The sequence below is a fragment of the Achromobacter sp. E1 genome (assembly GCF_037039475.1).
In the GTDB taxonomy this organism is placed as follows: domain Bacteria; phylum Pseudomonadota; class Gammaproteobacteria; order Burkholderiales; family Burkholderiaceae_B; genus Achromobacter; species Achromobacter mucicolens.
This window is the reverse complement of sequence record NZ_CP146253.1, coordinates 425373-438866: the sequence shown is the minus strand read 5'-3', so window position 1 is coordinate 438866 and position 13494 is coordinate 425373. Positions and strand designations below refer to the sequence as shown.

General features: G+C 66.3%; 10 protein-coding genes and 1 tRNA gene. 4 read left to right on the top strand and 7 right to left on the bottom strand.

Features of this window, described 5'->3' with window-relative positions:
- Nucleotides 1-13: 13 nt before the first annotated feature.
- A complete protein-coding gene (locus tag V6V88_RS01995) occupies nucleotides 14-3160 on the bottom strand; it encodes an autotransporter outer membrane beta-barrel domain-containing protein (RefSeq protein WP_338617513.1) in 3147 nt (1048 codons plus the stop codon).
- Nucleotides 3161-3624: 464 nt separating this feature from the next.
- Here V6V88_RS01995 and V6V88_RS01990 point away from each other — a divergent pair, with 464 nt between their 5' ends.
- A complete protein-coding gene (locus V6V88_RS01990; protein ID WP_338617511.1) occupies nucleotides 3625-4092 on the top strand; it encodes a Rid family hydrolase in 468 nt (155 codons plus the stop codon).
- A 7-nt stretch (nucleotides 4093-4099) separates the two neighbouring features.
- On the opposite strand, the gene V6V88_RS01985 is transcribed toward V6V88_RS01990, so the two are convergent.
- Nucleotides 4100-5035, bottom strand: a complete 936-nt coding sequence (locus V6V88_RS01985) for a LysR family transcriptional regulator (RefSeq protein WP_338617510.1) — start codon at nucleotides 5033-5035, stop codon at nucleotides 4100-4102.
- Nucleotides 5036-5333: 298 nt separating this feature from the next.
- Nucleotides 5334-5408 (bottom strand) — tRNA-Arg (locus tag V6V88_RS01980).
- Nucleotides 5409-5640: 232 nt separating this feature from the next.
- Between V6V88_RS01980 and V6V88_RS01975 the strand changes: the two genes are divergently transcribed.
- Nucleotides 5641-6552 carry a c-type cytochrome gene (locus tag V6V88_RS01975; protein WP_338617507.1) on the top strand — a complete coding sequence of 304 codons (912 nt, stop codon included), beginning with the start codon at nucleotides 5641-5643 and terminating at the stop codon, nucleotides 6550-6552.
- A 235-nt stretch (nucleotides 6553-6787) separates the two neighbouring features.
- Here the strand turns inward: V6V88_RS01975 and V6V88_RS01970 are convergent, their stop codons facing one another.
- From V6V88_RS01970 to V6V88_RS01955, 4 genes are all read right to left on the bottom strand, one after another.
- Complete coding sequence (locus V6V88_RS01970; RefSeq protein WP_338617504.1) at nucleotides 6788-8311, bottom strand: 3-hydroxyacyl-CoA dehydrogenase; 1524 nt, start codon at nucleotides 8309-8311, stop codon at nucleotides 6788-6790.
- A gap of 89 nt (nucleotides 8312-8400) precedes the next feature.
- Nucleotides 8401-9630, bottom strand: coding sequence for a CaiB/BaiF CoA-transferase family protein (locus V6V88_RS01965; protein WP_338617501.1), 1230 nt, complete (start codon nucleotides 9628-9630; stop codon nucleotides 8401-8403).
- 177 nt (nucleotides 9631-9807) lie between these two features.
- Nucleotides 9808-10956 (bottom strand): acyl-CoA dehydrogenase family protein, encoded by a 1149-nt coding sequence (locus tag V6V88_RS01960; protein ID WP_338617500.1) that lies wholly within the window; start codon nucleotides 10954-10956, stop codon nucleotides 9808-9810.
- 53 nt (nucleotides 10957-11009) lie between these two features.
- On the bottom strand, nucleotides 11010-11633 hold the full coding sequence (locus V6V88_RS01955) for a TetR/AcrR family transcriptional regulator (RefSeq protein ID WP_056327627.1): 624 nt from the start codon (nucleotides 11631-11633) through the stop codon (nucleotides 11010-11012).
- Between the two features lie 155 nt (nucleotides 11634-11788).
- Between V6V88_RS01955 and V6V88_RS01950 the strand changes: the two genes are divergently transcribed.
- The gene (locus V6V88_RS01950; protein WP_338617498.1) at nucleotides 11789-12760 is read left to right on the top strand and encodes a nitronate monooxygenase family protein; all 972 of its coding nucleotides are present in this window, start codon (nucleotides 11789-11791) and stop codon (nucleotides 12758-12760) included.
- On the top strand, nucleotides 12757-13494 hold the full coding sequence (locus V6V88_RS01945; protein ID WP_338617495.1) for an enoyl-CoA hydratase-related protein: 738 nt from the start codon (nucleotides 12757-12759) through the stop codon (nucleotides 13492-13494). The genes V6V88_RS01950 and V6V88_RS01945 overlap by 4 nt, the downstream gene beginning before the upstream one ends.

The window sequence follows — 13494 nt, the reverse complement described above, 5'->3', positions numbered from 1 at the left end:
TCATGCAAGGTCGCTAGAACAGATATTTCACCCCCAACGAGCCGGCCACCGCCCGCAATCCTGACGAACTGCCCAAGCCCTGTTCGGCCTGCACCCGCACATTGACGAAGATGTTCCTGCCCGCGCGCCGTTCATATCCCGCCGCCAGACCGATGCGCGATCCATCCAGATCGTTGTCGAATGCGATGTCGCCCTGCGTGGCGGAGGGATACGAACTGGAGGACTTGCCCTGCGTATGCAGGTAGCTCAGCATCAGCCAGCCGTGGCTTTGCGTCTGGGCTTGCGCACCCCAGACTTTCGATAGCTTCAGACTCACACGCGAATGCAGCGCGTGCAGTCCCGGCAGGGAAACCCGGCCCACGCTGTCTTCAGCATCGCGCAACTTGACGTGCTGGACCATCACCTGGGCTTGCGGTTCAACGCGCAGACCGCGGCCATCGCGAACATCGAAGGCCTTTCCGGCTTCGGCCGACAGCGCGGCGCCCCATCCGGATGTCTGCAGGGACGTGCCATGCGCACCGCGCGATTGCGTCTTCACGCCATACCGGCTGACCTGTCCGACGAAATCGGCGTAACCGCCCTTGCCGTCCATCAACGTGTAGTAAGCGCCCAGGCCATACAGGGTTTGATCGCTGCGGCCGGCATCCACCGTCGATCGCGTGGATGCCTGATAGTGCGACACGTCGTTACGGGAAGCCATTGCCGTTCCAAACACGCCCACGCTCCGGCGGCCGATACCTTTGCTGGCCACGAACAAGTCCGTTCCCACCTGCAGTCCGGCCACCCGCGAATCCACGGCGACGTTCGCTTGCCGGATCCCCAGGGGCGCGCCATCCCGGCGCTCCAGGACGCCAAGCGACCGTGCCCAGGCATAGGGGTAGACGGTTCGCGCCAACGTGTCGGTGGATCCCATCCGTTCGTTGAACGACCCAACCGCCACCTCGGACTGCCGCAAGGCCTGATTGCCCAACTGCGAGTAGATGGAGACCTCGGGGCGGATATCGCTGAACAGATACCAGTTGTTGGCCAGATCCGCTGCGCCGCTTCTCGCGCCTTGCACCAGGCCGTAATTGAACGCGCCCGCCTGCGTGGGTTGTCCGGGGGTTTGTTGAAACGCGTGGTCGGTGCTGGCGCCGGCCTTGACCACCAGCAACCCGTCGCCGGCCAACGGATCTCCGAAGCCGCCCGGCGTGATGAGCTTCAGGTAGGTCAACCCCGTGGCGCCCTGGGTCAGCGTCAGGTGATCCGCGGCGCCGGTCGGGTTCACGTGCAACTGCACTTCGCCACCGGCGCCCGCCAGGTTGTTGGCGGTGAATGTGCGGCCGGCTTGATTGTTCGCCGCATCGGAGGGCGGCGAAAAGGCGATGCTGCCAGCAAGCTGAAGTGCGTTGACGCTGCTGAGGTTGAGGCCCTGCGCGGCGGTAGCGGCATCGGCCAGGACGTTCCATCGGCTAGTTGCATCGATGATGAGGTTCGGTCCGTCCATCTGGCCGTCGAGCCTGGCGCCGTTCGCAAGGCTCAATGTCGCATTGCTGGCGCCGGCGACGCTGGCGGCCGCTTGATCGGCCTGGCCCAGGGCCGTGCCATGGATGACCAGCATGCCCTCGTCGACACGCGTCACGCCGGTATGGGTGAGCGGCCCCGCCGGCGTGGTGTTGGCCGATCCGGTATCGCTGCCCAGGATGATCCATGTGCCGGAACCGGTCTTGGTGAGGTTGCCTGCGCCACTGATCGTTCCCTGCATCACGGACACCGTGCCGACGGCCGTGTGGACCGCGCCATCACCGCGCAACTGAAAATCGCGCTGCGACGACATGCTGCCGTTCAGTTGCAACCCGCCGCCGTCGAAGACGAGGCCACCAGCCGAATCACCCAGCGCGCCGTCGTCCGTAATGGCAAGCCATCCCCCGAGTAGTGTCCAAGGCGTGAGCGCCAGTGCGGGCGCCCCTGTCAGCGCCCACATGCCGTCAGACGTCTTCTCGAATGCGTTGAAGCCCAGATACTGGCCTTGTGCGCCGTCGCCAATCTTGCCGACGTCAAAGGCCAGCGCGGCCCCGCCATCAAGGACCAGTGTGTTTCTGCCGGCCGATTCGGTCGCGTCGACGAGGCCTTGAATCACGCTGCCCTCCCGGAGCATCAAGGTCGCGTTGCTGGCGGTCCCCGCATACTTGATGGCGGTGTCCTGGTTGACGGGCCCCGCCATGATGGAGCCCGCGTTGATGATGACGGAATCGGCTCCCGTGACGTAGACGCCGTGATTGCTGCTGCCCTCGCCGCCGCCGCCGTTCGTATCGAAGCGCGTGTACTGTCCGCCGTTGCCACCCGCGCCGCCTGGCGCGCCTCCGCCCCCTCCACCGGCTGCAAAACCTTCATAATGCATGGCATTGGTTCCCGCGACGCCGGATGCCCCGCCGGCAATACCCCCCGCTCCGCCCAACCCCTCAGTTATCACCGGCCACACGTCCTGGCCTGCAGCCCCACCGTTGGCGGACGTGCCGCCGCCACCGCCACCTCCGCCGGCCCACGAAATACCTGGGGGACCACTGCCCCCCGCCAGACCATCTTCTCCACCATTGCCGCCGTCTCCCCCGAAGCCCGTCCGGATATGCGCCCCGCCTCCCCCGCCCCCGCCCGCGGCACCGCCTACGCCCGTCGAGCCGTCGCCACCGCGACCACCATCTGCTTCCACAGAGAAATGGAAGGTGGAGCCGCCTCCTCCGCCGCCGCCGCCGCCCTTGCCGCCGCGGATTGACCAGCCGTCGTTGTGCAATACCACCGCGTCGCCTGAGATGACGATGCCGGCCCCGCCGTTCCCCCCGGCACCGCCCGCGCCGCCCATGGAATGGCCATGCCCGCCGCCACCGCCACCCCCTCCGCCGCCGCCGGCCCCGCCCTCGACGTTGCCGGCCGTGGTGTACGACGTCGTAAGGTCCAAGGCGGCCTGGCCATCTCCACCGTCGCCGCCGCGTCCCCCATTGGATGCGCCTCCCTGGCCGCCTGCCCCCGAGGCGCCAACGATCCCGCCAGCGGCAACGGCATGGTGCGACACGTCGACGGAGAGCAGCAGCAGGCCAAAGCAGAGCCTGTTCGCGGTTGTTCGGGCCTTGAGAAACAGCGTTGAATCGGCACGTTGGTGCGCCGCGCGGGAATCCACGTCCATCAATCGATCATCCTGAGTTTCGGATTCACGCGCGGCGATTTCTCGTTCCGCCCGGCGCGCAGCTGACGGCGACGGCAAGTGACCGCGTGCGCGTGAATAGCCGTTTGTTCACGTTGAAAGACGGAGCCGGGCCGCAGATCGTTGGCGCCCACTTCGTCGGTGTGATCGATTGTGTTCAGAGCCGGAGGATTCACCGAGAGCACTATTACTCCGATGGCGCGACCGCTTTCTCAAACATCAACGTAGGCATCGAAATCCGACGGATCGCCATTGCGTTCGAATCGTTGACGTGCCAGTCATCCGGACAGGTGACCGTCGACCGAGCAGGCGTTATCCGGGCGCGGGACAAAGTGCAAATTTGCGCCGCACCGGCGCAATAATGCGCTCTCGTATTTCCATTGCGCAGTTACGCTGGAGCCTTCTGATCACCGAATTTCATTTCCCCAATATCCCAGGAGAAAGCCATGACGACGCACTCGAATCCGCTCGAAAAGAAAACCGCCTATTGGGGCGTGCCGTGGGAAGACGCTTATGGTTATGCGCAGGCGGTGCAGGTGGGCAACGACATCTATGTGTCGGGCCAGCTCAATCACGACCAGGATGGCAACCTGATCGCGCCGGCCGAACTTGACGACCAAGGCAAGCCGCGCGACTTCTCCACCATGGAAGCGCAGATGCGTGCGACCTACGAGAACCTGGCGGCTTTGCTGGGCAAATTCGGCGCCACGCTGGATAACGTCGTGGAAGAGACGCTGTACGTCTTGGACGTCGATGCCGCCTTTGCGGCTGCGGGCAAGGTGCGCAAGGCCGCCTACGGCGCCGATCGTCCCCGGGTCGCCAGCAACCTGATCGGTGTCTCCCGGTTGGCGATGCCCGCGCAGTTGATCGAGATCGCCTGCAAGGCGGTGCTGCGTCCTCGCACTGCCGCTTGAGGATCCGTCAGATCTTTGACGGGGGCCGCGCCTGGCGGCCCTCGATCAAGGCCTTGTGCTTGGCCACGGCCGCGGCGCAAAAACGCATGAAGGCCTGAACGCGCCGTGAGCGCCGGATGTCGGGGTGGGTGAGCAGCCAGAGGTCATCCGCAAGCTCGGGCACGACAGGACCCACGCGCACCAGGTCGGCCATCGTGTCTCCCAGCATGCAGGGCAGATAGCCCACCCCGAGCCCCGCGGCGATGCCCGCGCCGACGGCGGCGACCGAATCGGATCGGTACGCGATATTGGCCGGTGCAACCCGGCCTTCAAGAACGCGAGCGGCCTTCAATCCAGCCAGTCCGCCCGCGTAGGACACCCAGCTCAGGTCGTGAATGCGATCCGCGGCAGGCGCCTTGCGCCGAAACTGTTGCGCGCTTCCGTAGGGCGCCCACGCGATGCCTGCCAGCTTGCGCCCGACCCAGCTCTGCGGCGGCCGCTGGGTCGCTCGTAGCGCGATGTCCGACTCGTCGCGGGCAAGGTCCAGCGTGTCGTTCCCGACCAGGACCTCAATCGACAGCGAGGGGTGGGTTGCCCTGAATTCGGCAATGATGGGCGTCAGGAAATACAGCAGCAGCGAGTCGCTGGTGGCAACCCGAAGCGTGCCCTGCGGGTCATGCGTGGAACCGGAAATGCGGCGGGCCACACTGACGACATCGAGTTCGACACGCTCGCTCAGCGCGCGAAGCTCCATCCCTTCGGCGGTCAGCTTGTAGCCTGCGCGACGCCGGTCAAACAAGGCAACGCCCAGCGCAGCCTCGGCCTGCGCCACGCGGCGCGACACCGTCGAGGCATTGATGCCGAGCTTTTCGGCCGCCAAGGACCGATTGCCGCAATCGCTCAACACTTTGACGATGCGCAGGTCATCCCATGACAACGTGTTCGGCGCGGCGGCGTTCTCCAAGGCGAGGCTGGTCGCGGACGCGGGAAGGGCTTTGGCAGGTTTTGGCGGCGCCATGATCGGCAGATGTTCTTACGTGGGCGTGAGACGTAAGCGTAAAACGTAAGCGCCCGTCGCAGGCGTCGAATAAAAGCGCTGAACAGGAAGGATGCTTAACGCCATGAAAAGCGCTTAGGCAAAAAGAATTCGCATAACCGAATCCGCATAACCGATTCCTCATATCCGAATCCGCATAACCGAACGGCGCATAAACAAAAGGCCCCTATGAAGGGGCCCTGGAAAACGCACAGCTTGTCTGGATTGGCGCGCCCGACAGGAATCGAACCTGTATCAAGAGCTTCGGAAACTCTCATTCTATCCATTGAACTACGGGCGCAGCGCAAGGAGGCGGTATTGTACCCAGTTTTGCGCGATCTGCATGAACTGGATCAAATCTTCCGGCAAACTCATCGAAAACCCGTCCTGACACATTGGACGATCGTCCCTGACACCGTTATATAATCCAGCGTTTGCTTGCAGGCGGGCATGGGTTGCCGCCGACTTGTGCAGTACTGATTTTCTGTTGCCGCCGCCAAGGCGCCCCCGGTACCCGTTAGCAGGATTTGGTCATGAGCAACGAGCAGGAACACATAGAAGAGCACTCCTCCCCCATCAAGACCCCGAAGCAACTGATCGTCACGGTCGTCCTGGCTTTCGTGGTTCCCATCGCCATCATCATCCTTCTGGTGAACATGGTGGTCACGGGCACCAAGACCGGCGCCGGGTCGGACGCCCTGTCCGGCGAAGCGGTCGCCCGGCGGATCGCCCCCGTGGCAGGTTTCGAACTGGTTGATGCCAACGCGCCCAAGGTCTTCAAGACCGGCGAGCAGGTCTTTGCCGCTGTCTGTACGGCCTGTCACACCGCTGGCGTGGCGGGCGCTCCCAAGGTGGGCGACAACGCCGCGTGGGCGCCGTTCATCAAGGCAGGCTACGACGAGATGCTGAAGGTCGCGCTGCACGGCAAGGGCGGCATGCCCGCCAAGGGCGGCAACCCGGCCCTGTCCGACTACGAAGTCGCGCGCGCCGTGGTGTACATGGCCAACAAGTCCGGCGCCTCGCTGGAAGAACCCGCCGCTCCCGCTGAAGAAGGCGCCAAGAAGGAAGGCGAGGCCGCAGCCGCGCCCGCCGCCCAAGCCGCTGCGCCGACAGCCGCTGCGCCGACAGCCGCTGCACCGGCTGCCGCAGCACCGGCTGCCGCACCGGCTGCCCCGGCCCCCGCCCAACAGGCTGCCGCGGTCAATCCGGCCGGCGAAAAGCTCTACAAGACGGCCTGTTTCGCGTGCCACGCCACGGGTGTCGCCAATGCGCCCAAGTTCGGCGACAAGGCTGCCTGGGAGCCCTACATCAAGACCGGCATGGACACCATGGTGAAGGTCGCCATAACGGGCAAGGGCGCAATGCCTCCCAAGGGCGGCGCCGCCAACGCCTCCGAGGAAGACATCCGCGCCGCCGTCCAATACATGGTCGACGCCGCCAAGTAATACCCCGCCGGCAAGACAGGCAACAAAAAGCCCCTTGATGATTCAAGGGGCTTTTTTGTGGCCGCAACGTCTTCAGACGTTGAAAAGGTGTCTAACACCTGTTGCGCTGAGAAAAGGTGTCTGACACCCGTTGAGACAGCGCCGCACATTGACGACCATCTCGCCCGGGTGTCAGACACCTTCCCCACATTGACGACCATCTCGCCTGGGTGTCTGACACCTCGCCGCGCAGCGATCAGTCCGCCGTCGACTTCAGCAGCGACATGCCCAGCTGCACGCGGCGTTGCAGCCACAGGCTCGGGCGGTAACGGGTGTCGCCCGTGACGCGCTGCATGCTCTTCAAGATTTCCAGGATGCGGTCGGCGCCCAGCTTGTCGCCCAGGGCCAGCGGGCCCACGGGGTAGCCCAGGCCTAGCGTCACGGCCAGGTCGATGTCTTCGGGCGTGGCGATCTTTTGCTGCGCGATGTCGCAGGCGATGTTCACGATGTGCGCCACGATGCGCTGGGCGATGAAGCCCGGCGAATCCTCGATCACCGTGACGGGCACGCCGTCCGCGGCCAGCAGCGCATGCGCGGCGTCGCGCCACTTGGCTTCGGTGGCCGGCGACACCATGATCGTGCGGCGCTTGGCGCCGTCGAACGCATACAGCGTGTCCAGGCCGACCGTGCGGCCCGCGTTCAAGCCTTGCGCGGAGACGGTGGTGGACACGTCTTCACCGAAGGGCGTGACCAGAATCAGCGCATCGGCGTCGGGCGTGGAACCCGTGACCAGCGTGCCGCCCAGCTTTTCCACCAGCGCGGACGCACGGGCATAGCCTTCGCCATGCTTGGGGCTGACCCAGACCTTCAGGCCCTCGGGCAGCGCGGGCGCGGCGGCTTCGGCCGGCACCTGCTTCTGGCCGTCGGCGTAGACGTAGAAGCCTTCGCCGGCCTTGCGGCCGATCAGGCCACCGGCCAGGCGCACCGTCGTGATGGGCGACGGGCGGAAGCGCGGCTCGTCGAAGAACTGGCGGTAGATGGATTCCATCACCGGATGCGAGACGTCGAGCGCGGTCAGGTCCAGCAGCTCGAACGGGCCCATGCGAAAGCCCGCCTGCTCGCGCATGACGGCGTCGACCTGGGCGAAGGTGGCCACCGCCTCCTGCGCCACGCGCAGGCCTTCGGTATTCATGCCGCGGCCAGCGTGGTTGACGATGAAGCCGGGCATGTCCTTGGCGCGCACGGGGGTGTGCCCCATGCGGCGCGCCAGGTCGGCCAGGGCGTCGCCGACTTCCGGCGCGCTGCGCAGGCCGTCGATGACCTCGACCACCTTCATCAGTGCGACCGGATTGAAGAAGTGATAGCCCGCCACGCGCTCCGGCCGCTTGCAGGCGGCCGCAATCGCCGTGATGGACAGCGACGAGGTGTTGGACGCCAGGATGCAGTCGTCGGACACCACGCCTTCCAGCGCCGCGAACAGATCGCGCTTGACGTCCAGGCGCTCGACGATGGCCTCGACCACGAGCTGGCAGTTCGCCATGTCGGTCAGCGCGGTGGCCGATTCGACGCGCTCGAGCGCGGCTTGCGCGTCGGCAGCGGTCAGCTTGCCCTTCTGGGCCAGCTTCTCCCAGGTCTGGCGCAAGGACTCGCGCGCGGCCGCGATGGCGTCGGCGCTGGTGTCGTACAGGCGCACACGCAAGCCGGCCTGCGCCGCGATCTGCGCGATGCCGCGCCCCATGGCCCCGGCGCCCACGACGCCGATGGTTTGAATGTCCGTCATCAACTATCTCCTGCCTGTATTGGAATGGATCGTGCGCCTGGCGCGGCGCGGCATGCGCAAAAGGCGGCCAGGCCGCCTTCTCGCGCGCGTCAGGCGCGGCTCTGGGCCAGCGCCTGGATTTCTTCGGCCGACAGTCCCAGCTTTTCGGACAGGACCTGCTCGGTGTGCTCGCCCAGCATGGGCGGCGCGAGGCGGTACTCGACCGGGCTGCCGGAGAACTTCAGCGGGCTGGCCGCCACGGGCACGGTGCCTGCGGCCGGATGGGGCAGCTCGCGCTTCATGTTGCGGGCCAGCACGTGCGGGTCTTCGTAGACCTGGTCCAGCGTGTTGATGGGACCGGCCGGAACGCCCACGCCTTCCAGCGCGGCGAGCCAGTGGTCGCGCTCGCCAGTGGCCATGCGCTCGGCCAGCAGCGGCACCAGTTCCTCGCGATTTTTCACGCGCTGCGGGTTGGTGGCAAAACGCGGGTCGGCCGACAGCTCGGGCAGGCCAATCGCGCCGCAATAGTTGCGGAACTGGCTGTCGTTGCCCACCGCCACGATGAGGTGGCCGTCGCTGGCCGCGAACACCTGGTAGGGCACCAGGTTCTGGTGCGCGTTGCCGGCGCGGCGCGGCGCCACGCCCGAGGTCATGAAGTTCAGGTTCTGGTTGGCCAGCATGGCGACCTGGCAGTCCAGCAGCGCCATGTCGATGTGTTGGCCCAGGCCGCTGCGGGCCCGTTCGTGCAGCGCCGCCAGGATGCCCACGGTGGAATACATGCCGGTCATCAGGTCGGCCACGGCAACGCCTGCCTTCTGCGGACCGCCACCGGGCAGGTCGTCGCGCTCGCCGGTGATGCTCATCAGGCCGCCCATGCCCTGGATCATGAAGTCATAGCCCGGACGGCTGGCGTAAGGGCCGGTCTGGCCGAAGCCCGTGATCGAGCAGTAGATCAGGCGCGGATTCAGTTCCTTCAGGCTCTCGTAGTCCAGGCCGTATTTGGAAAGCCCGCCGACCTTGAAGTTTTCCACCAGGATGTCGCTCTGCAAGGCCAGTTCGCGCACGAGTTCGGCGCCACGCGGCGAGGCGATGTCCAGCGCCACCGACATCTTGTTGCGGTTGGCCGACAGGTAATACGCGGCCTCGGTGGTGTCGTGGCCCGCTTCGTCCTTCAGGTACGGAGGGCCCCAGGCGCGCGTGTCGTCGCCCGAGCCGGGCCGTTCGATCTTGATGACCTCGGCGCCAAGGTCGGCGAGGTTCTGGGTGCACCAGGGACCCGCCAGCACGCGGGTCAGATCCAGCACACGTATGCCGGTTAGGGGAGCGGGACGTTGCGACATCGGTAATCTTTTCGCTAGAAGGGAAATGAGAACTTCCCGCCCGCGCCGGGGCGCAAGGCGGACTGGGATTCCGTCATGCCAGAAGGCGGCCCGCCGGGGGCCGCCTTCCGATCAACATTCGTCAGACTGGATATTAGCCTCTCGAACGCGTTGGCCGGACCGCTGGCGGCGGAAAGATCAGGAATGGGCCTTGATGGTCTCGCGCGCAATGACCAGCTGCTGGATCTGCGACGTGCCTTCAAAGATGCGGAACAGGCGCACGTCGCGGTAGAAGCGCTCCACCGCGTACTCGGACATGTAGCCCGCGCCCCCGTGGATCTGCACCGCGCGGTCCGCCACGCGGCCCACCATTTCCGTGGAGAAGAGCTTGCAGCAGGCGGCCTGCATGGTGGTGTTCTCGCCGCGGTCACGCATGCGGGCGGCGTCCAGCACCATGCAGCGGGCCGCGTAGAGTTCGGCCTGGCTGTCGGCGATCATCGCCTGGATGAGCTGGAATTCGGCGATGGGCTGGCCGAACTGCTTGCGCTCGGTGGCGTACTTCACGGCGTCGCGCAGCAGGCGGTCGGCAATGCCCACGCACAACGCGGAAATGTGCAGGCGGCCCTTGTCCAGCACGCGCATGGAGGTCCGGAAGCCATTGCCTTCCTCGCCGCCAAGCAAGGCGCTGGCCGGCACGCGGCAGTTGTCGAACACGACGTCGCTGGTCAACGCGCCGGCCTGGCCCATCTTCTTGTCCGGCTTGCCGATGATGAGGCCCGGCGTGCCGGCCTCGACGAGGAAGCACGAGATGGAGTTGGCCCGGCGCTCGGGCGCCGTGCGGGCCATGACCGAAAACAGGCCTGCGATGGGCGCATTGGTGATGTAGCGCTTGGTGCCGTTCAGCACGTAGCAGTCGCCGTCACGCCCGGCCGACACGCGCAGCGACATGGCGTCGGAGCCCGCATCGGGCTCGGTCAGCGCAAACGACCCGATCAGTTCGCCGCTGGCCAGCTTGGGCAGGTATCGGGCGCGCTGCTCGTCGGTGCCGGCCAGGACGATCGCCTGCGAGCCGATGCCGATGTTGGTGCCGGCCAGCGACCGGAACGCGGGCGAGGTCTGGCCCAGTTCGAACACGACGCGGACCTCTTCTTCCATCGTCAGGCCCAGGCCGCCAAAATCCGGCGAGATGGACAGGCCGAACAGGCCCAGGTCGCGCATTTCATTGACGATGTCCGGCGGCACTTCGCCGCTGGCGGCCAGTTCGTCCTCGGCGGGAATCAGCCGTTCGTGCACGAAGCGGCGGACGGCGTCGATCAAAAGGTTCAGGGTTTCGGTGTCCAGGGCCATGAGGAAAGTCTCTTAGAGCGAATGCAGGTCAGGGGTTTGGTATGGCGGCGCGTTCAGGGACGCATGCCGCCCACCAGCAGATCGAAATAGCCGTCGGCGATGGTTTCGGCACTGTCACCCTGCCCGGGCTTGTACCAGCGCACCATCCAGTTCAGCATCGACAGCACGGCGCGGCCCGTGGCTGCCACGTCCAGCGCGCGGAACGCGCCGTCGGCCACGCCTTGCGCGATCACGTCGCGCAACAGCTTTTCGTAGCTGTCTCGCAGGCGGGCGGCATCTTCGCGTTCGGACAGCGCCATGCCCGAATAGCCGATCAGCATGGTCACGAATTGCGCATGGTGCTGCTCGAAATAACGGGCATGTCCCACCATGAACGCGCGCAGGCGGGCCACGCCGCCCACGGCGCCGGCCACGTCGCGGCCGACGGTCTGCGTCAGGCCTTCCAGCACCTGAAGGATGATGGCGTCGTAGATGTCCTGCTTGGTGGGGTAATAGTGATAGATGGCCGCCTTGGACACGCCGATGGCGGCGGCCAGGTCGGAAATGGAGCTGCCGTCGTAGCCGCTGCGGGCAAACAGCTTGGCGGCTTCTTCCAGGATGCGTTCGCGCGGGGCGGCCAGCGTGGGTGGCCTGCCAGCGCGGGCGCGTTTCTGTACGGGTGGGGCGGTAAGCGCCATGTCGGCCTTTGACAGGGGCCGCGCGGGGCCGAAAAGGTTCTGGCGAACCTCCATTGACAGCCCTTCCGCGCATGCCGTTAAATAAAGATTAATTAATTACCGGACGGTCGGTAGGTAATTAATATACTCCAAAACCAACAACGAGACGACGCCCCATGCCCCATCCCCTCGTGACTGATTTGTATGGCCAGATGTCCCTGCCGGTCATCAGCGCCCCGATGTTCATCGTCTCCAACCCCCAGCTGGTCATCGCCCAGTGCACGAGTGGCATCGTGGGGTCGTTTCCCGCGCTGAACGCACGGCCGCAGACGCTCTTGACCGACTGGCTCGACGAAGTCCAGGCGGGACTGGCGTCCCACCGCGAAGCCCACCCCGGCGACCGCGTCGCGCCGTTTGCCGTCAACCAGATCATCCACCAGTCCAACGACCGGCTGGAGGCGGACCTGGCCGTATGCGCCAGCCATCGCGTGCCGCTCATCATCACCAGCCTGCGTGCCCCGGGCGACCTGGTGAAGGGCGTTCACGATTGGGGCGGCAAGGTTTTCCATGACGTCACCACCATCCGCCACGCCGAAAAGGCGCTGGAAGCGGGGGTGGATGGCCTGATCCTAGTGTGCGCGGGTGCGGGCGGCCACGCCGGCACGCTGAGCCCCTTCGCACTGATCTCCGAGGTTCGCCGCTTTTACGACGGCCCGCTGATCCTGTCGGGCGCCATCACCTCGGGCGCGCACGTGCTCGCCGCGCAGGCCATGGGCGCGGACTTTGCCTACATGGGCACGCGCTTCATCGCCAGCGAGGAAGCCAACGCCAGCGAGGGCTACAAGGCCGCCATCGTCGAGGCCAGCGCGTCGGACATCCTGTACACGCCGTTCTTCACGGGCATCCCGGGCAACTACCTGAAGGCCAGCATTGCCGCCGCCGGCCTGGACCCTGCCAACCTGCCCGCGCCCGATAGCGGCGCGTCCAATTTCGGGTCGACGCGCGTCAAGCCCTGGAAGGACATCTGGGGCGCCGGCCAGGGCGTGGGCGGCATCGTCAGCGTCGAACCGACGCGCAAGATCGTCGACACGCTGCGGCGCGAATACGCCGAGGCGAAAGCCCGCCTGGCCGCGGCCCCGCACGCATGAGCGCCCGCCTGAAGGTCCAGCGCGACGGCGCCGTCCTGACGCTGACGATCGACCGGCAGGACCGCCGCAACGCGCTGGACACCGCCACCTACGCGGCGCTGACGGAGCAGATTTCGCTGGCAAGCGCCGACGTGACGGTGTCCGCGGTCATCCTGACCGGCGCGGGCGATCACTTCACGGCGGGCAACGACTTGCGCGACTTCCAGGCCGAGCGTGGCGCGGGCGACAGCGCGGGCCTGACCTTCCTGCGCGCGCTGACCATGGCCGACGTGCCGGTCATCGCCGCCGTCGAGGGCTACGCCATCGGCATCGGCGTGACGCTGCTGCAGCATTGCGACTTTGTCCACATCGGCGAAGGCGCCACCCTGCGCATGCCGTTCGTCGCGCTGGGTTTGTGCCCGGAAGGCGCATCCAGCCTGCTGATGCCGCGCCTGGCCGGCCGCCGGGCGGCGCAATGGCTGATGCAGGGCAAGGCCTTCACGGCGGACGACGCGGTGCAGGCCGGGCTGGCCACGTCGGCCACGCCCAAGGGCCAGGCGCTGGCCGAGGCGCAGGCCACCGCCGCGGATCTGGCGCGCCAGCCGCCCGCCGCGCTACGGCTCACCAAGGCGATGATGAAGCGGGCGGACCGGCAGGCCATCCAGGAGACGCTGGACTACGAAGCCCAGCAGTTTCGCGCGCGCCTGCAGACCGAAGAAGCGCAGGCAGCGTTCGCGAAGTTCTTCAAGAAATAG